This is a genomic window from Bryobacter aggregatus MPL3, from assembly GCF_000702445.1.
Taxonomy (GTDB): Bacteria; Acidobacteriota; Terriglobia; order Bryobacterales; family Bryobacteraceae; genus Bryobacter; species Bryobacter aggregatus.
Window position 1 is genome coordinate 920,727 of the sequence record NZ_JNIF01000004.1, and the last position, 17,883, is coordinate 938,609.

Annotated in this window: 11 protein-coding genes; 3 read left to right on the top strand and 8 right to left on the bottom strand. The window is 58.8% G+C overall.

The features are described from left to right. Positions 1–109: 109 nt before the first annotated feature. Positions 110–1,015, top strand: coding sequence for a cupin domain-containing protein (locus M017_RS28260; RefSeq protein ID WP_051670794.1), 906 nt, complete (start codon positions 110–112; stop codon positions 1,013–1,015). On the opposite strand, the gene M017_RS0123695 is transcribed toward M017_RS28260, so the two are convergent. Next, positions 1,012–2,406: a DUF1501 domain-containing protein gene (locus tag M017_RS0123695; protein ID WP_031500708.1), complete on the bottom strand. Its 1,395-nt coding sequence runs from the start codon at positions 2,404–2,406 to the stop codon at positions 1,012–1,014. The two genes, M017_RS28260 and M017_RS0123695, sit on opposite strands and share 4 nt — an antisense overlap. After that, entirely contained in the window at positions 2,400–4,577 is a 2,178-nt protein-coding gene (locus M017_RS0123700) for a DUF1549 domain-containing protein (protein ID WP_051670795.1), read from the bottom strand. The genes M017_RS0123695 and M017_RS0123700 overlap by 7 nt, the downstream gene beginning before the upstream one ends. Positions 4,578–4,606: 29 nt before the next feature. Here M017_RS0123700 and M017_RS0123705 point away from each other — a divergent pair, with 29 nt between their 5' ends. Next, entirely contained in the window at positions 4,607–5,611 is a 1,005-nt protein-coding gene (locus M017_RS0123705) for a zinc-binding alcohol dehydrogenase family protein (protein WP_031500712.1), read from the top strand. Positions 5,612–5,615: 4 nt separating this feature from the next. Here the strand turns inward: M017_RS0123705 and M017_RS0123710 are convergent, their stop codons facing one another. The 3 genes from M017_RS0123710 to M017_RS0123720 form a co-directional block, all read right to left on the bottom strand. Beyond that, positions 5,616–6,392 carry a 2Fe-2S iron-sulfur cluster-binding protein gene (locus M017_RS0123710; protein WP_031500714.1) on the bottom strand — a complete coding sequence of 259 codons (777 nt, stop codon included), beginning with the start codon at positions 6,390–6,392 and terminating at the stop codon, positions 5,616–5,618. An 89-nt stretch (positions 6,393–6,481) separates the two neighbouring features. Beyond that, positions 6,482–7,924 carry a DUF1501 domain-containing protein gene (locus tag M017_RS0123715; protein ID WP_238326027.1) on the bottom strand — a complete coding sequence of 481 codons (1,443 nt, stop codon included), beginning with the start codon at positions 7,922–7,924 and terminating at the stop codon, positions 6,482–6,484. Continuing rightward, positions 7,921–11,055 carry a DUF1553 domain-containing protein gene (locus M017_RS0123720; protein WP_080508128.1) on the bottom strand — a complete coding sequence of 1,045 codons (3,135 nt, stop codon included), beginning with the start codon at positions 11,053–11,055 and terminating at the stop codon, positions 7,921–7,923. Before M017_RS0123720 ends, M017_RS0123715 begins: the two co-directional genes overlap by 4 nt. Between M017_RS0123720 and M017_RS0123725 the strand changes: the two genes are divergently transcribed. Further along, entirely contained in the window at positions 10,990–12,504 is a 1,515-nt protein-coding gene (locus M017_RS0123725; RefSeq protein WP_080508129.1) for a transglycosylase SLT domain-containing protein, read from the top strand. The genes M017_RS0123720 and M017_RS0123725 overlap by 66 nt on opposite strands. A gap of 3 nt (positions 12,505–12,507) precedes the next feature. Here the strand turns inward: M017_RS0123725 and M017_RS0123730 are convergent, their stop codons facing one another. The 3 genes from M017_RS0123730 to M017_RS0123740 are packed head-to-tail and all read right to left on the bottom strand — an operon-like array spanning position 12,508 to position 17,877. After that, positions 12,508–14,109 (bottom strand): ArnT family glycosyltransferase, encoded by a 1,602-nt coding sequence (locus M017_RS0123730; RefSeq protein WP_031500718.1) that lies wholly within the window; start codon positions 14,107–14,109, stop codon positions 12,508–12,510. Then, on the bottom strand, positions 14,106–15,497 hold the full coding sequence (locus tag M017_RS0123735; protein ID WP_031500719.1) for a DUF1501 domain-containing protein: 1,392 nt from the start codon (positions 15,495–15,497) through the stop codon (positions 14,106–14,108). The genes M017_RS0123730 and M017_RS0123735 overlap by 4 nt, the downstream gene beginning before the upstream one ends. After that, positions 15,487–17,877, bottom strand: coding sequence for a PSD1 and planctomycete cytochrome C domain-containing protein (locus tag M017_RS0123740; protein ID WP_080508130.1), 2,391 nt, complete (start codon positions 17,875–17,877; stop codon positions 15,487–15,489). The genes M017_RS0123735 and M017_RS0123740 overlap by 11 nt, the downstream gene beginning before the upstream one ends. Positions 17,878–17,883: the final 6 nt, after the last annotated feature.

The window sequence follows — 17,883 nt, forward strand, 5'->3', positions numbered from 1 at the left end:
TCGTCGATCCCTACGCGTATAGGACATGACTGCTACTACAACATCCGCATTTGTCACCAGATCCGGCGAGTGCCGGTGGCCGCAATCGCAATGGGATGCCCGAGTCCAGGTGAAGCTCTCTACGGCTGACAGCAACGGCGCCTACGCGGTTTGCGAAGTGGTCACCCCGCCGAACTTTGGGCCTCCCGTACACCTGCATCGTTACGACGACGAGTGGTTCTATGTCCTGAAAGGCCAATACCGATTTGTTGTCGGCGGCCAGGAAACGATTGTCGGAGAAGGCGGCAGTGTCTTCGGACCGCGCCGGATCGCGCACACCTTCCAGAATATCGGGACGGAGCCGGGACGCCTTTTGACAATTTCCGCTCCTGGTGGACTCGACCTCTTCTTTCGCGACCTGTGCACGCTGGTGGTTCCAGGAGAGTTGCCGGAGACGCAGGAGTTCCTCAAGTTGTATGAGAAACACAATCTTGTCTACATCGCTCCGCCGCTGGCGCACGATACGGTGACAACGACGGGTCCGGTCCTGCAGGGACGCGAGGCCTTTGTTCTCCAACCGGGCGAGAGCCGGATCGGACGAAAGCTGGATGTGGTTGGCGATGAGATGGACGTGTTGGTTTCACGGGCTGATAGCGAAGGCCGGATGTCGGTGCTCGAAAACCTGACCCATCCGATGGGAGGCCCACCGGAACACAGCCATGGCCGCGAAGAAGAATTCTTCTACATCCTCGATGGAGAGTATGAATTTCTCATTGATGGAATGCAGATCTTTGCGAAAGCAGGAGATGCCCTCTTTTCGCCGCGTGATGTACCCCACACCTTCCGCAACGTTGGGAGCCACGGCTCCCGCATGGTGGTCGCCAGCTTTCCGGGGGGCCTGGACGACTTCTTTGCAGACCTTGAGACTGCAGCGCCGGCCGGTAAGCCACCAGATCTCAACCAGGTGATTCCGGTCTTCTCCAAGCATGGCCTCAAGTTTGTCGGTCCCCCGCTGCGGGCCCGGAATTCCGCCTAGGCGAGGAGACCTGTCACGACTTTGCCCTTCCCATCTTTGGTGGCATAAACCGGCCGCTTCTCCACTTCATAGGCCGTGTCAGGAGCAATGCCCATCAGGCTGTAGATCGTGGCGTGCAGGTCGGTGATGGTAACGGGATCTTTGACAATGCGGCAGGGTCTTTCCGGCGCAGTTTCGCCGTAGACCTTGCCCTTGGCCACTCCGCCGCCAAAGAGCAAAACACTGGATGCTTCTGTAAAATGACGGTGCATCCCGTAGTGCTTGGGTTCGGTCATCACATCGGGCACCGTGACCTGATTTTTGACGAGTTGTCCGGGCTTGCCTTCCATCATCATGTCGCGGCCAAACTCGGTGGCGAGAACGACGAGCGTGCGGTCCAGGAGACCGCGCTCTTCGAGATCGAGAATCAACTGCGAGAGCGGACCATCAATGGTCTGCTTCATGCCTTCCGCACGGGAGTGTCCGTTTTCGTGTGTGTCCCAGAAGCGGAAGGGAATGTATTCCGTTGTGACTTCGATGAATCGAGCACCTGCCTCGACCAGCCGTCTGGCGAGCAGGCAGCCCTGGCCAAAGCGGGTGTCGCCGTACTTGGCCGCCACTTCCGGTTTCTCCAGACTCAGATCGAAGGCCTTGGCTGCTGGAGAGGTGAGAAGCCGATGAGAATTCTCGAAACTGCGTGCGAGGCTCTCCTTTTGAAAGGCGCCACCGTTCTGTTGGAGCGGGGATTTGGCCACCAGTTCCTTATAAAACTTGTAGCGATTCTCAAAGCGCGACATGCCCAGGAACTCGCTCGGCCGCGTGGAGGCGACAGCATCCTTGGGATCTGTGATGAAGAACGGCGAATGCTCGCCTCCCAGGAAGCCCGCCGTATGAAACGCCTTCAGACTGTCGCTTTCGCCGCCAATTTCGAGATTCTGTCCAATGTCGATGAAAGCTGGAATGTCCGGATTCTTCGGCCCGAGGGTGCGGCTGATGAAAGAGCCCATGTGCGGCACCGCAACACTTTGTGGCGGTTCATAGCCGGTATGCCAATGGTACTGGTGCCGGGAGTGAAGGATGAAACCCAGGTCGCCAACCCTGTGTGAGCGTAAGAGCACTCCGCGATCGAGAATCTTCGCAGTCCGCTCCAGCCCCTGGGAGAGGCGGACCCCATCGAGAACAGTGGGAATCGACGGGAAGGTCGAGAGCACTTTTTCACTTCGAAGACCCGGCTGGAATGGAGTGTAGAGCTTCGGATCGAAAGTCTCTGTTTGCGCCATTCCTCCGGCCATCCAGAGCAGAATCATCGAGTCTGCTTTTGCTGCGACCGGGGGGGCAGCAATCAATTTCGCTTCGCCTTGTGCAAAGGCAGCTAAGGTGGCGGCTTTCAGCCAGTCACGACGATTCACCATATGAATTGGAACTCCGGGTGCATCATTAGGCTCCATAGAAGATCTTCTGCTCCTTCCCGCTGGAGCTTACCTTGGGGAAAGAGTTGCATCGCCTGACTCCTCTCTGCAGCAGACGGTGCGCGACCAAGAAGGTTGCGCCAGAAGTAGTCGATCGCCGCATCGCTGGTACGGAGTGTGGGCGGCGCAGGCCAGGGGGAATAGCCAGAAACTTTGACGAGGCGTGTGCGATCGGGCTCGGCTCCGAAGACAAAGAAGCGAACGCTGGCGTTGATATCGCTGGCCTTCGAGGCATCGCTCACCCAGACCTTGGCCTGCAGAGTGTCATAGCCTGGTTCCAGCTCAAACACCATGCGGCTGCCAATCTTCGCCGGCACCGCACCCTGCTGCAGGATTTTGCTTCCGTTCTTGCCCCGGAGGGTGATGTCCTTCCAGCCGACCACGGCTTTTTCCGGATCGAAGGTTCCCGCGTCTTCGGTGAGAAGCCACACTTGCTTGAGCCCTTGGATGCTCACCTCCACGTTCAGCTCGCCGCCGCGTACGGCGCGCGAGTCGTAGAGATTGTCCGGTGAGGGAGGAAGTTCCCCGAGGAGATGCATGACGCCCCGATGGATCATCGCGGCCAGTGTCGTTCCGTTCGATAACTCCAGCCCTTGAAAGGTGGTGGCTTCTTCGTTGCGCGTCGTGTAGACCTGATCTCGAATCGGACGGCCCAGAGCACGGTCTAAGGGGCTGCTCTTGTGCTGCCAATCCCGTCCGAGAATCGCCCGGTCGGAATTGTTGCTCTGGACGGCGCGCCACTCCCCAGTAAGCGCGCTCAGCGTATCTACAAGTTGCTCGGCGCTCATCCGGCGCGGCTGTGCGTCAGCACGCTGGTAGGCGGCGGAACTCATGAGGAGGCGGAGCAGATACTTCAGGTCGTAGTTGTGTTGTGCGAAGTCGGAGGCCAGCCAATCGAGGAGATCGGGATTGGAGGGTTTGGCATCCATGTCGTCGACTGGCTCCACCAGTCCTTTGCCCATCAGCTTCTGCCAATAGCGATTGACGATGGTTCTCGCCAGGCGGCCATTCTGTGGACTGGTAAAGAGTTTGGCCGCCCAGTAACGGCGTTCACTCGGGCTGGCGCCGGCGGGAATGGTGCCGAGTTCCGGCCAAAGGAACTGCGGTTCCTGGAAGACCCCGGTTTTGTTATCGCAACGAACCACTTCGAGCTTCGCTTCGTTGGAGAACATTGCGGCCAAGCCATAGGCTTCCTTCAGCTTGTACTTATTGATGAAGCTGTCGTGGCAACTGGCGCACTTCAGATTGATGCCGAGAAAGACCTGCGCTGTGTTTTGCGAGGCCTGCATGTAGGGAGTTTGGCTCGCATTCACATCCCCGCGCCAGTTCACCCCAATGAGAAAGCCTTCTGGAGAGTCCGCGCCAATCGGATTCAAGAGCTCGCGCACCATCTCGTCATAAGGCATATTGTTGCGCAGAGCCGCTTCCAGCCAGGGCGTAATCGCCTTGCGTTCGCCGTGATAGACAACGCCAATGTCATTGCGCAGAAGGTCATTCCACCAACTGATCCAGTGTCCGGAATAGAGCTTCTCCTCGGAGAGCAGGTTTTCGATCAGGCGTTCCCGCTTCTGCGGATCGGTACTGGATACAAAGCTTTGCAGACTCTGCGCGGACGGGCTGATACCCCAGAGGTCCAGATAGGCGCGCCTGGCGAAAACCGCGTCAGTCGCGATTCCTTTCGGCGGAGCGGGGAGAAAGCGATCGACGGGATTGCCGCTGCCAGAGGGCAGAGCGACGGCGCGCGGGGCTAGCGGCGCCACCCAAGTGCTTGGGGCGCTCTGTTTGGTGTCGGCCCATGTCGCGCCCTGAGCGATCCAGTCTCGCAGCGCTTCGATCTGCTTGGGCTCGAGCGGCTTGCCCACTGGGGGCATCAGACGGCCTTCTCGGCCTTCCACGCGCGCAAGCAGTGCGCTCTGCGCCGGATTGCCGGGCGACAGCACGCGCAATGCATTCTCGCGCGTTGTGAGATCGAGACCCGCCTGGGCCTTCGGACCAGCATGGCAGGACAGGCAGCGCGCGGCCAGGATCGGGTGAATGTCGGTCACAAAGTCGGCAGCGCTGGCGACCCATGCCAAGTGGCAAAGAAAAAGAAGACGATGCAAGGAGCTACGCATTGCAGATTCAACTATACAATCAAGAATTCATGCGAGCTATCAGTCTGACCACACCGGGTGAATTTCAATGGATCGATCTTCCTGCGGCCAATGAGCCGGGGCCTGGAGAGGCGTTGGTGCGCATCCGTGCCGTTGGTATCTGCGGGAGCGATCTGCACGCCTATAAAGGACGGCAACCCTTCTTTAGCTATCCGAGAATTCTGGGTCATGAGTTGAGCGTTGAGGTGTTGCGCGTGGGCGAAGGTGTCGTTGGGCTGGAGCCCGGCGACCGTTGCGCGGTGAATCCTTATCTCGCCTGCGGCACCTGCATTGCGTGCCGCCGTGGGAAGTCCAATTGCTGCACCACTTTGAAGGTGATTGGCGTTCATGTCGATGGCGGCATGCGCGAAGAGATGATTCTGCCGGCTGCGCACCTTTACCCGTCCAAGAAACTGTCGCTCGAGGAACTGGCTCTGGTGGAGACACTCGGGATTGGCTGCCACGCAGTGAACCGGGCGCAACCCGTCGCTGGAGATCGCGCGCTGGTCATCGGAGCAGGCCCGATCGGTTGTACGGTGATGGAGTTTTTACGCTTGAAAGGTACGCCCTTTGAAGTGCTCGACCTCAGTCCCAGCCGCCGCGAATTTGCGACCAAGCAGATGTCGGCCTCGGTCGTCCATGAATCGAAAGAAAGCGTGTTGGCCCAGGCGCCGGAGTTGCCGACCCTTGTTTTCGACTGCACCGGCAATCCGGGCTCGATGCACGATGCTTTCTCCTACACCGCGGCTGGTGGCAAGCTCACCTTTGTCGGGCTCTTTGTGGGCGACATCAGCTTCCACGACCCCGACCCCTTCCATCGCCGGGAGATGACCATTCTGAGTTCGCGCAATGCCCTGCCCGCCGAGCATCGCTTCATCCTCGAACAGTTGGAGAACGGCAGCATCGAGACCCGGAGCTGGGTCAGCGAACTGTGTCCGGCCGAGGGAATGGCCGATCGATTTCCCACCTGGACAGACCCGGGGAGTGGCATCCTCAAAGCCGTCGTGAGCTGGTAAGACGCTAGCCTTCCCGCTTCCGCCGCGACTCGCCAAATACCGCGTTCCACGGCGGAATGACAATGCTAACGCTGCCATTCGCGCGCACCTGGCAGGCCAGGCGAATCAGTGGCCGCTCGACATCGGAATCAATGAAGCCGCTATCCCAATAGCCGAAATACTGCATCCGTTTCCGCTCGAAGTCGTCGGCGGGATCCAGCTTCTCGTTCCCGCCCAGAACCCCAATCCAGCAGGTGCCACAGGAACCGGCGCGGCAATCAACCGGAATCGGCCCCATGCCCTCATAACAACGTGCGTCGCTATCGTGATAATTACGCTTGTCGAGTTCGGCGGCGGAAGTGATCTCCTGGGCCGGAAGGATTGGGAACCAGCCATCCTGCTTGCGCTCCTCAAAGATGACGCGGTCGCAAGCCTTTCTGCCCTTCATCCTCTCGAGCAACGAGGGCGCGTAACGGCTGGCGCGTTCGGTGCTGCGGTCTGCGGGAGGTGTCCAGGTTTCTTTGAGAAAGTCTGGTCCACAGAGTTCCACCGTGCGGAGTGCGATGGCGGCCATCGGAAGCGCGTGCGCAACCGGAGCTCCGCTACGGCGGGCGAGACTGCGAATGCGGGATTCCAGCGGCGAACAGTCCGCCTCGTCCAGTGCCAGGCGAACGGCGCCCCAAAAACGATGGCTGTCGAGAAAGGCATGCGAGGTGTTCGCTTGTTGGGCGAGCTTGCTCTGGCCCTTCAATTGGAAGAAGACGAAACGTTCTGCAAGCTCTGGCAGAATCTCCGGCCACATGGCAAACCAAATGCGGAGTGCATCACGGTCCGGGCCATGGACTTCAGGGTGAATGGCTGACAGTGCGGCCAGCCATTCTTCGTGCGGGCTCAGGCCACGAGTCCTTTGATCACGTTTGCCTTTTCGACACCGGTGAGCTTCTGATCGAGGCCCTGGTACTTGTAGGTGAAGCGCTCATGGTCAATGCCAAACTGGTGCAGCAGTGTGGCTTGGAAATCCCGGACGTGGACGGGATCTCGAACGATGTTGTAACTGAACTCATCGGTCTCTCCCCAGACGATCCCAGGCTTGGCGCCCCCGCCGGCCATAAAGAGAGAGAAGCAACGCGGATGATGATCGCGACCGTAGTTGGTCGGCGTCAGCTTACCCTGAGAATAGATGGTGCGGCCAAACTCCCCGCCCCAGACCACCAGTGTCTCGTCGAGCATGCCGCGCTGTTTCAGATCCTGGATCAGACCGTAGAGTGCGCGATCGACGTCCTTGCATTGCGATGGCAGCACCTCGGGCAGGTCGCCATGCACGTCCCAGCCACGCATGTAGAGTTGCACGAAGCGAACGCCGCGTTCGACAAGGCGCCGGGACATCAGGGCCTGATTGGCAAAGGTGCCAGGCTTACGCGCCTCCTCACCGTATAGCTCGTAAGTGCTAGCCGGTTCCTTGCTGAGATCGGTCAAATCCGGCACGCTCGACTGCATGCGGAAGGCCATCTCGTACTGCGCAATGCGGCTCTTGGTTTCCGCATCGGCGTACTTTTCATAGGTCATTTGGTTCAGCTCGCCCAATGCATCGAGCATCCGGCGGCGCATCTCCGGTGGCACGCCTTCGGGATTCTTCACGTAGAGAACCGGCTCGCCAGCGCTGCGCAAAGAAACTCCCGCGTACTGGGCGCTCAGATAACCAGCGCTCCAAAGCCGGGCCGAAATGGCTTGCACATTCGCCTTTGGGTGCGTGTGGTTCGCATTCAGAACAACGAAAGTGGGCAGATCCTGATTCATGCTGCCCAGGCCATAGGCGATCCAGGAACCGATACAGGGCTTGCCCGCGATCTGGTTGCCGGTTTGGATGAAGGTGATGGCCGGCTCATGGTTGATCGCCTCGGTGTGCATCGAACGGATGATGGTGAGGTCGTCGGCCATCTTCGCGACGTTCGGAAGCAACTCGCTGATCCAGGCGCCGCTTTGCCCGTGCTGGGCAAACTTGAAAACTGTCGGAGCGATCGGAAAACGCGTCTGGCCGCTCGTCATCGTCGTGAGGCGTTGGCCGTTCCGGATGCTCTCTGGCAGATCTTTGTCATACCAGTCCTTCATGGCGGGTTTGTAGTCGAGGAGGTCATGCTGCGGTGGCGCGCCTACCATGTGCAGATAGATGGCCCGCTTCGCCTTGGGGGCAAAGTGCGGCAGTTCTTTTCCCTGCTCCTTTGCGCCGAGCAATTGATTCAGCGCAAGAGCACCAAAGCCCCGCGCTCCATTGCCGAGAAGTTGCCGCCGGGTGGCAAGCAGTACCGCATCCCGTTCTGCGTCGTGGATTTTCACTTGTTCAGTACCTCGTCGAGATTCATCAGTTGGTTCGCCATCATGGTGAGTGCCGCGAATTCGGGCACCGGAAGTTTGGGATCGGCCTTGCTTTCACCTACGGCAATCAGCTTCCGTGCATCCGCTGGGTCGGTGTCGTAGTGGCGCAGGTAGTCACGATAGGCGGCGCGCGAGATCTCGCGTTCCCTGCCCTCAAAGCGGCGTGTCACCAGCCGTTCGGTCAGATAGTCGAGTTGTGCGTCGAAGTCGTTGCGATGCGCATGGATTGCCCGTTGCGCTAAGGCCCTTGCCGCCTCGACAAACTGCACATCGTTCATCGTCAACAGCGCCATGAGCGGCGTGTTGGTGCGTTCGCGGCGCACGGTGCAGGCTTCCCGCGAGGGCGCATTGAAGATGTCCATCGCCGGTGGCGGCGCACTGCGTTTCCAGAAGGTATAGAGGCTGCGGCGATAAAGCGCGTCCCCGTGGTCCTGGGTATAGAAGCGTGTATCTGAGGATTCCATCGCCACCGTTTCCCAGATGCGTTCTGGCTGATAAGGCTTGACGCTGGGCCCGCCGATGGTAGGCACCAACAGCCCGCTTGCGGCGAGTGCATAGTCGCGCACCATCTCGCCGTCCATGCGGAAGCGCGGCCCCCGGCTGAGCAGACGATTGTCCGGGTCGATCTTGCGCCGCTCCTCAGTGGTGACGGCCTGTTGTTGATAAGCAGAACTGGTGAGCATCAGGCGCAGCAGACGCTTGACGTCCCAACCGTTCTCGCGGAAGTCGACTGCGAGCCAATCGAGCAATTCGGGATGACTGGGTGCTTCTCCCTGGCTCCCGAAATCTTCGCTGGTCCGGACGATTCCGGTGCCAAAGACTTCCTGCCAATAACGGTTGACCGCAACGCGGGCAAAAAGCGGATTCTCCGGCTTGAGCAACCATTCTGCCAAGCCCATCCGGTTCTTCTCCACCTTGGGGCCGAGGCCTCCTAGGACCCCCGGCACATCGGCTTCGACTTTCTCACGCGGCTGATCGTACATGCCCCGGAAGAGAATGTTTGCGCTTGGCTTCGAGTCTTTGCGCTCCACCATGACGTGCGTTACGGCTCCGCGGCGAAGGATATTGCGCCGCTCGGCTTCCAGCACAGCAAGCTGGGTCATCATCTTGCGGGAAGCGCCATCGCGACTGGCGGCCCAGACGCGCGACAACTCGACCGGTGCTCCTTCTTTGGCGCGGGGCAGCATATCGAGAACCGAGATCTCCTCGCTCGACAACACGCGCGAGTAGATGCGCAGGTCCTTCAGTGCGCCACCTTTATAGCTGCGCTTGTTGCCGTCGCCCCCGATGCGCAGCGGAATCCCGGGCAGGAAATTGCCCTTGAGTGCGGAACGGGCCGATTCCTGTTTGCCTTCATGCACCGCCTTGATGCCGTTGAAGTAAAGCTCGAAACCATCTTTCTTGCTCCGGCTTCCGTCATAGGTAAACGCGACGTGATACCAGCCGCCCGCCGTCATCTTCGCACCGTTGCCGCCCCGGGCGACGATCGATTCGCCGTTGTCGCCAATCAAGCGCAACAACGGTTGGCGACCCTGGATGTCCAGGCTCCAGCCACGGATATTTTTGCTCTCTTTCTCCATCGAATTGGTTTGTGAGAGGATGGTCCAGTTTTCATCAGGCTTCGGGTAGTAGACCCAGGCAGCAATGGTGAAAGGCTTGTCGGGATCGATCAGTTGGAAGCGCGGAATCTCTTTGAGCCCACCTTCCGCCGGGAACTCAATCTGTTCGAGAGCCCATTCCGGTTTGAAGGACTTGGGCAACTCCAGCTTTGCGCCCGCTTGGGGAGACAGATGATCGGCACGTTCGCCAAGCTTGCCGCGCAGGGCAATCATCTGGTGATCGAGAGTCGCCCAACGCGATTCATCCTGCTTGGCGGGGAGGAAAATCACTGGTGGGGTATCGCTGATATTGCCATCGAGCGGCTTCTGCTCGGTATTACGGAAGAAGGCCGCCATTGAATAGAAGTCCTTCTGAGTGATGGGGTCAAACTTGTGATCGTGGCAAGTGGCGCAGCCGACGGTGAGGCCCATAAAGACGGTGCTCGTGGTGTCGACACGATCCTTCGCGTACATCACCGCGACTTCATCTTCAATCACTCCTCCCTCATTGGTGGTGACATTGTTGCGATGGAAGCCGGAGGCGATCAACTGCTCCTTTGTCGGATTCGGCAACAGGTCGCCGGCAATCTGATCGCGAACAAAGTTGTCGAAAGACTGGTTCCGGTTGAAGGCTTGGATCACCCAGTCGCGGTAAAGCCAGATCTCGCGATAGTTATCGATGTGCAGGCCGTGCGTGTCGGCATAGCGAGCGGCGTCGAGCCAGTAACGCCCGCGATGCTCGCCGTAATGCGGAGAAGCGAGCATCTGATCCACATAACGTTCCCAGGCTCCGGGTTGTTGGTCTTTAAGAAAGGACTGGACTGCGGCTTCCGACGGCGGCAGTCCTGTCGCGTCCAGGGCCGCACGGCGGGCTAAGGTTCGGCGATCGGCTTGGGCCGAGGGCGTGAGACCTTCTTTTTCGAGACGTGCGAGAATAAAGTGATCGATCTCATTCGTCGGCCACGCAGTTTGTTTCACGGTTGGCAACGGAGATTTGACGGGGGTCAGAAAAGCCCAATGCTCCTGCCAGTCGGCACCCTGATCGATCCAACGTTTGAGAACGTCGATCTGCGCCGCCGTCAAATTTTTGTGAGAGGCCGGAGGCGGCATTCGAAGCGCTGTTTTCTCGTGCAGGATTCTTTTTAGAATCAGACTATTGGCAGAATCGCCCGCAACGATCGGCGTGCCATTCTTTCGTGCTCGAAATGCTTCAGACTTAACGTCAAGACGAAGTCCCGCCATGCGCGTCTCTTTATCAGGGCCATGGCAATGGAAACAGGAATCGCTTAGAATAGGACGCACTTCCCGCCGGAAATCAACGTGTTCTGTGGCAAAAACAACGAGGCCCGATAAGAGTAATAGCGAGAGCTTCATGTATCCCGTCATCTTATCGCGCTTAAATTCCGTAGACTGTAGGTATTCCAAACGATGAAGGTTTTGCTCGCTCTCCTCACTGCGACTCTCGCATTCGGCGATACGAAAATTGCAAATCATCCCCGTGTCCGCGAGGCCGAGCGTCTGGTGAGCGAGGGGCGTTCTGCCGTTTCTGCAGGGAATCCTGCGGAGGCTCGCAATTTTTTCGATCGGGCCATCGACCACCTGCTCGAAGCGCCGGCTGAAGATCCGGATCGGGAATCGCTCGACCGTTATATCCAGAACCTGGCGGCGAAGATCTACGCGATTGATCTTGAATCGCTGGGTGCCGCACGGAATCTCGACGATGTCCGCTTTGACAAGAGTCCGCTCGATGACATTCGCGAACTCACTTTCCCCGTCGATCCGCGCATGAAGTCAAAGGTGCAACAGGAGTTGCAAGCTACCTCGTCACAATTGCCGCTTGTTGTGAACGACACCGTTCTCGGCTTCATCAACTACTTTGCCAATGGCAGAGGCCGCAGGACGCTCGAGTATGCGCTGAAGCGCTCGGGCAAGTACCGGCCGATGATCTTCCGCGTGCTCGCGGAAGAGGGTGTTCCTGCCGAATTGATCTATCTGGCACAAGCCGAATCGGGCTTCATGCCGCGCGCCGTCTCCTATAAGGCTGCCGTGGGAATGTGGCAGTTCATTCAGGACACTGGTAAGCTCTACGGCTTGGCGCAGACGGCCTGGACCGACGATCGTCTCGATCCCGAACGCGCCACGCGCGCCGCGGCCAAGCATCTTCGCGATCTCTACGAGCAATTGGGCGACTGGCATCTGGCGCTCGCTGCTTACAACTGTGGTCCGGGTTGCGTCGACCGGGCTGTACAAAAGACAGCCTTCGCCGACTACTGGGAACTTCGCAATCGCCACGCGGTGCCGATTGAAACTACCAACTACGTCCCGATCATCCTCGCGCTGACGATCATCATGAAAAACCCGGTCGACTATGGGCTTGGCGATCTGGAGATGGACGCGCCGATCGAGTACGACACGATCGAAGTCTATGCGAATACCAGTCTGCAGTTGGCTGCCGATGCGGCGCAGGTCCCCGTGACGACGTTGCAGGACATGAATCCAGCGGTGCTCCACAATATGGTGCCGCAGGGCTATTTTCTCCGCGTGCCGAAGAACAGCGCCGCCGACGTGGTTGCCGCGCTCGAACGCGTTCCAACCGACAAACGCAACTCCTGGCGATTGCACCGCGTACAGAGTGGCGACACGGCGCAAAGCATTGCGCGGCAATACCAGTCGAACCCGGCACTTTTGGAAGAAGCGAATCCGTCGCTGGAGCCCGCCAGCTTCGCAGTGGTTCCGCTCACCGTAGCAGCTCCCAAGCCCACCCGAGTCGTGATGCGCCGCACTACAGCTCCAAAAACAGCTCCCAAAGCGGCCCCGGCTGCCCGCCACACGAAGCTTCCCACGAAAGCCAGCGCCCTAAAAGCTCCGGTTGTCAGTACTAAAAAAACGATTCACCCGCCATCCGTAAAGAGGCCGAGCAAACCAAGCAGCTCCAAACGCTAGCTGCTATTGGTGCGCTTTCGGGTCGAGCTCGACCATGCGGCTTCCGTGACTGGGACCCAGGCTGAATCGTAATGATTCAATGCCTCGTCCGTCCGCCTTGGGGTTCTGATAGAGTTCGATGAACTTTCCCTGCACCGCCCGGCGGCTGAGCAATGTGAAGTTCGCTGCCGCCACTCTTCGCAGCCGGGTCGTTTCGGCCCGTCTGGACCAATCGTCAATCAGCACGTAGGTCACCGGAATTTTCTGGAGTTCCTCGAGCAAGGCCTGATCCTCGGGGAACAGCTCCCGGTAATTCTGCCCATTCCAGTCCTGCTCGCTGAGGAACTTCGTTCCGCGGATCGTGGCGTTGCGACGGCGTGGATCTTGAATCAGCTCATGGACCAGAACCGCTCCTTCACCAATCGAATCGCTCAACACAAGCAATGCTCTGGGGCTCTGCGAAGCAGGAATGTCGAGAAGAATCTCCTTGTACCCATCCCGCGGCTTGGCGTTGAACTCCTGTAAGGGGAGGAAACAAAGCAGCAGGCACGCCAGGAGCACAGGAACAGCAAATGGTTTTCTGAGAGAAGCGAGCGCGATGGCCCCTTGGCACGCCAGAATCAGCAGGAAGGGGACCACTGGCAACAGAACGCGATCTTCAAAGGACAAGCCACTCAAAACCAAGAAGGCAATCATGGAGACTGCAAATGCCGCTGCCATCGCCCATCGCAACTTGTGTGCGCCCTCTCGCAGGCGAAATCCTGCCAATAAGCCGATGGCAGAGAGTGCCCAAGCCGCCGGAGGCAATACAGGAAGCAGTCCCGCAACAAACATCTGAAACCTGCGCGCAATGACCCCTGTTTGCAAAACAGCTTGCGCACTACCAGTCGGATACCCAGATTCCGTCGATTGGGCATACACGTAGAAGGGGGCGGCAAGGAGAACAACCAGCACGCCGCTGATCCAATACCAACGATCGAGATAAATACGCCAGCGCCCCGCCAACAAGGGAGCCAGGCCAACGGCAAGCAGAATCACCCAGGCATTTCCTTTGGTGAGAATGGCCGCACTGGCAACCAGTGAGAAGAGGAAGAGGTCGGCCCGCCGGTACTTCTCGAAATAGCGGACCCAGAAAAACAAGGCGGCCATGCTTAGAAACGCCACCATCGCGTCGGAGAGGACTTCACTCGCTCCGATGCGAAACACGTTGAGATTGAGCAGCACGGCACACACCGCGAAGGCTGCCGTCCATCCCAGGTCCCGGCGCGCCCACCAGAACGTGCCTGCCATCAAGAGCAGCGCAGTGAGCATCACAAGGGCTCTGGCACTCGAGACCGTCTCTCCCGCAATGCCAAACCAAACGGCTTCTACCAGGTAATAGAACGGTGGCCAATGACCGATCGCGACCTTCGGATAATGCACATAGAACTCGGATGCAAAGGCAACCGGGTTCGTTCCCGCTCCGCCACGGAGATAGTCGGCCACCATCACACCCGAAGTGAAGTGTGCCGCCTCATCGGGATGAGTGGCCAAGTCTTTGCCCCAGGTACGGGTTTCCAGTTGTAGGAGCTGCCACGCTCCAAAAAGAATCCAGGCCAGAATGACGCAGCGAAGAACCAGCTTCATGAACTCTTCAGGAGCCAGTCCGTAAACTCTCCCTCTCCATGGACGTCGGTCAATCGTTGATCGCGGCCCTGGAAGCGGTATGTGACTTTCGTATGATCCAGCCCCAGCAGACGGAAGATCGTTGCATGCATGTCATGAACGCTCTTGCGTTCTTCGACGGCGCGCAATCCAAATTCATCGGTGGCGCCGAGCGCACGGCCGCCCTGGATGCCCGCCCCGGCCATCCACATCGAAAAGCCATAGGGATGGTGATCGCGGCCATTCTTTCCTTCCGCAAGCGGTGTCCGGCCAAACTCGGTCGACCAGACGACCAGCGTCGAACTGAGCAATCCGCGTCCTTCCAAGTCGGCGAGCAAACCGGCAATCGGCAAATCGCTCTTCTTCGCCATCTTGTTGTGGCTACCCAACAGATCGTTGTGGGCATCGTCCCAGTCGTCTCCGAGATTGGTTCCGGAGTAGAGCTGCACGAAGCGCACGCCACGCTCCACCAGCCGGCGCGCGAGCAGACACTTCCGGCCGAAGTCATCGGTCATTGCTTCTCCAATGCCATACAGCTTGCGAGTGGCATCGGACTCCGTCGAAAGATCCACCACATCGGGAGCCTCCGACTGCATGCGATAAGCAAGCTCGTAGGAGGAGATGCGCGCATCGAGCGTCGTGTCTTCCTCGCGGCTGGCATAATGCTTCTTATTCATGCGCGTGATGAGGTCCAGCGTCTCGCGCTGCGACACATCGGAGACCCCGTCCGGAGAAGCGAGATGCAGCACCGGACTCTTGCCGGTACGGAACACCGTGCCCTGATACACCGCGGGTAGAAATCCGCTTCCGTAAGCTCCTGATCCGCTTTTCATCGCTCCATCGCTCATCACCACAAAGCTCGGAAGATTCCGGTTCTCACTGCCCAGTCCGTAGACCGACCAGGCGCCGAGCGACGGCTTGCCAGGAAACTGGCTGCCGCTTGCTCTCAAATAAATAGCCGGGGCATGATCGAAGGCATCGCCATAACAACTGCGAACGACAGCGAGTTTATCAGCGTGCTTGCGGATCTCCGGAAACAGATCGCTGATCTCCAGGCCACTCTTCCCACCACGCTGAAAATTCCAGGGGCTTCCGCGCATCAGCGCTTTCCGGAAGTCGATGCGGCTGGTGATGAGACCCTCTCCGACACTGCCGGGCAGTGGCTGCCCGCTCAGCCGGGTCAGTGTCGGTTTGGGGTCGAAGGTATCCACCTGGCTGACTCCGCCGTGCATGAAGAGAAAGATGACGTTCTTCGCCCGCGCCTGTTCAGCCGCGCGTGAAATCATACTTGCAAAGGCCAGGCTTCCAAAACCCTTGCCCGCATTCAAAAAGAATTTTCGTCTCGATGATTCCATGTCTTTACTCCACATAAAGAAACTCATTCGTATTCAATAAACCACGCACCAACTCGCGCTGCGCTGCCGGCGCGCTCCCCAGCAACGCGGTTTGCTTTGTCACAAACTCCCGCGCCATCGCCACTTCTTCAGGACTCGGCGGCCGCTGCAGCACCGCTTTCCAGATCGCTTCAGGATCGCCCTTCGCAGACAGAGCCAATGCGTTTGCCTGGTCCACCGTAAACTTCGAATTCAACAGGCTCAAGCTCTGCGTCGAAGTGGTCGAGCTCTCCCGGCGAGAGCAACTCAACACGCCATCAGGGCTATCAAAGACTTCCAGCATCGGCATCCGGTACGTCCTCTTTACCAGCATATAGACCGATCGCCGGGTGTGCTCTTCACGATCGGAACTCACCGGCCACGCGCTGCCCGGCGGTTGGCTCATGCCATACAGTTCTTCCGCCGCCAGTTCCGGCACCACGGGACGTCCATACATTTTCGGATTCAGCGTGCCGCTGGCCTGCAGCACCGCGTCGCGGATCTCTTCCGCCTCCAGACGCCGCCGCGTGAAGTGCGACAAATACTGGTTCTCCGGATCCTTGTCGCGAACGCCAGGAGCAATCGCTGCCACCTGCCGGTAGGTGGCAGACAACAGAATCATGCGATGCAGCTTCTTGACGCTCCAGCCGTCGTCGACAAAGCGCTTGGCCAGATAGTCGAGCAATTCCGGATGGCTCGGCGCGGAGCCGCGTGCGCCATAATCGCTCGAACTCGCGACAATGCCACGGCCGAAATGATACTGCCAGACGCGATTCACCATCACGCGGGCCGTTAGCGGATTCGATGGCCTTGCAATCCATTCGGCCAGGGCCGCACGCCGGCGCGTGGTGAGCGAATCGAGAGGTGGCGGGGCAATGGCGCCTCCTCCCAGAGCCGTGAGGAAGCCGGGCTGTACTTCTTCTCCATAAGGAGTTCCCTTGCCTGGGACATAAGTTTTGGGAGCCTCGCGGCCCACGTCGGTGACGCCAGGAGAAAAAGGTCCGGGCGCATAGCTCCCAAACTGCGACAACAGCCGCTTCTTCAAATGCTCCAACTTGGCCTGATCGGCATCGTTCAATACGGCCCAGATCTGGTCGTCGGAAGGATTGATCTTTTTGAAATTTGCTTCGTAGATGGCCTTTTGTTCCGGCGTCCGCTTCTCTTCCTCGGCGGCAAAGGCGGCCTGGAATTCCGGGCTGAGCTTTGCCAGCCGTTCCTTGCGCAGACGCTCATAATAGGGCTTCTTCAGCCGCGCCAGCTCGGAGCCGATGTCGAACAATTTGAAGTTGCGGCCCACCTCGTTCAGATCGTATCCGCGCGCATTGTTGTAATGCAGAAAGACCCGCGACTTCTGGAAGGGCGCAAAGACGGCCTGCAGCCGGTAGTAGTCCTTCTGCGGGATCGGATCGTATTTATGGTCATGGCAGCGGGCGCAGCCGACTGTGAGGCCAAGAAAGACGCCGGCGGTGGTATCGGTGAAGTCGGTCAGACTTTCCACCCGGTTGATGTCTTCCACCTTGTACAGCATGTCGCGATTCGCGCCCACTGCAAAGTATCCGGTCCCTTGCTGTTGGGCGGGATCTTCAAACAACTCATCTCCAGCGATCTGCTCCTTAACGAACTGATCGTAGGGCTTATCGGCATTGAAGCTGTCGATGACATAGTCGCGGTAGCGCCAGGCGTACAACGTAAAAGGATCCTGCTCAAAGCCCGCCGTATCGCCATAGCGAACCAGGTCCAGCCAGTGCTTACCCCACTTTTCGCCATAGTGCTTCGAGGCCAGCAAGCGGTCTACCAGCCGCTCGTAGGCGTCGCTGCTCTTATCAGCGCGAAAGGCTTCCACTTCCGCCATCGTCGGCGGCAGACCAGTCAAGTCATAAGTCAGGCGGCGAATCAGCGTAGGCCGGTCTGCCTCTGCGGACGGCTGCAATTGTTTCTCGCGTAACTTGGCGAGAATAAATCGATCAACATCATTGCGGGCCCAGCTACCTTCCACCACTGGCGGCGCGACATTTTTGACCGGCTCAAAGGACCACCACTTGGGGGCCGCAGCCTTCGACTCACTTTTCTCGGGCCACTTGGCGCCTTGTTTGATCCAATCCCGAATCACGGCCAAGTCCGCATCTTTCAGCTTGCCGGTCGGAGGCATCATCGCCCGGCCCTTGCCGCTCATCATCACCCAAAGACGGCTCTCCTCCACCTTGCCGGGCACAATGATTCCGTCGGCAAGATCTCCCTGCTGATCCAGACGCAATCCCGCCATCGCGCTGCTCCCATGGCACGAGTAACAGTTTTGACTCAGAATCGCTTCGGCACGCCGGGGCAAATCAGAATCAGCGGCAAACACAGCCGTCGCGAGGATTAGGATTCTCCACATATTGCT

What these genes read in the sequence shown, in the direction of transcription:
- M017_RS0123695 (WP_031500708.1), bottom strand. Translation starts at nt 2,406, where the DNA reads ATGGTGAATCGTCGTGACTGGCTGAAAGCCGCCACCTTAGCTGCCTTT.
- M017_RS0123700 (WP_051670795.1), bottom strand. Translation starts at nt 4,577, where the DNA reads ATGCGTAGCTCCTTGCATCGTCTTCTTTTTCTTTGCCACTTGGCATGG.
- M017_RS0123705 (WP_031500712.1), top strand. Translation starts at nt 4,607, where the DNA reads ATGCGAGCTATCAGTCTGACCACACCGGGTGAATTTCAATGGATCGAT.
- M017_RS0123710 (WP_031500714.1), bottom strand. Translation starts at nt 6,392, where the DNA reads ATGTGGCCGGAGATTCTGCCAGAGCTTGCAGAACGTTTCGTCTTCTTC.
- M017_RS0123725 (WP_080508129.1), top strand. Translation starts at nt 10,990, where the DNA reads ATGAAGGTTTTGCTCGCTCTCCTCACTGCGACTCTCGCATTCGGCGAT.
- M017_RS0123720 (WP_080508128.1), bottom strand. Translation starts at nt 11,055, where the DNA reads ATGATTTGCAATTTTCGTATCGCCGAATGCGAGAGTCGCAGTGAGGAG.
- M017_RS0123730 (WP_031500718.1), bottom strand. Translation starts at nt 14,109, where the DNA reads ATGAAGCTGGTTCTTCGCTGCGTCATTCTGGCCTGGATTCTTTTTGGA.
- M017_RS0123735 (WP_031500719.1), bottom strand. Translation starts at nt 15,497, where the DNA reads ATGTGGAGTAAAGACATGGAATCATCGAGACGAAAATTCTTTTTGAAT.
- M017_RS0123740 (WP_080508130.1), bottom strand. Translation starts at nt 17,877, where the DNA reads ATGTGGAGAATCCTAATCCTCGCGACGGCTGTGTTTGCCGCTGATTCT.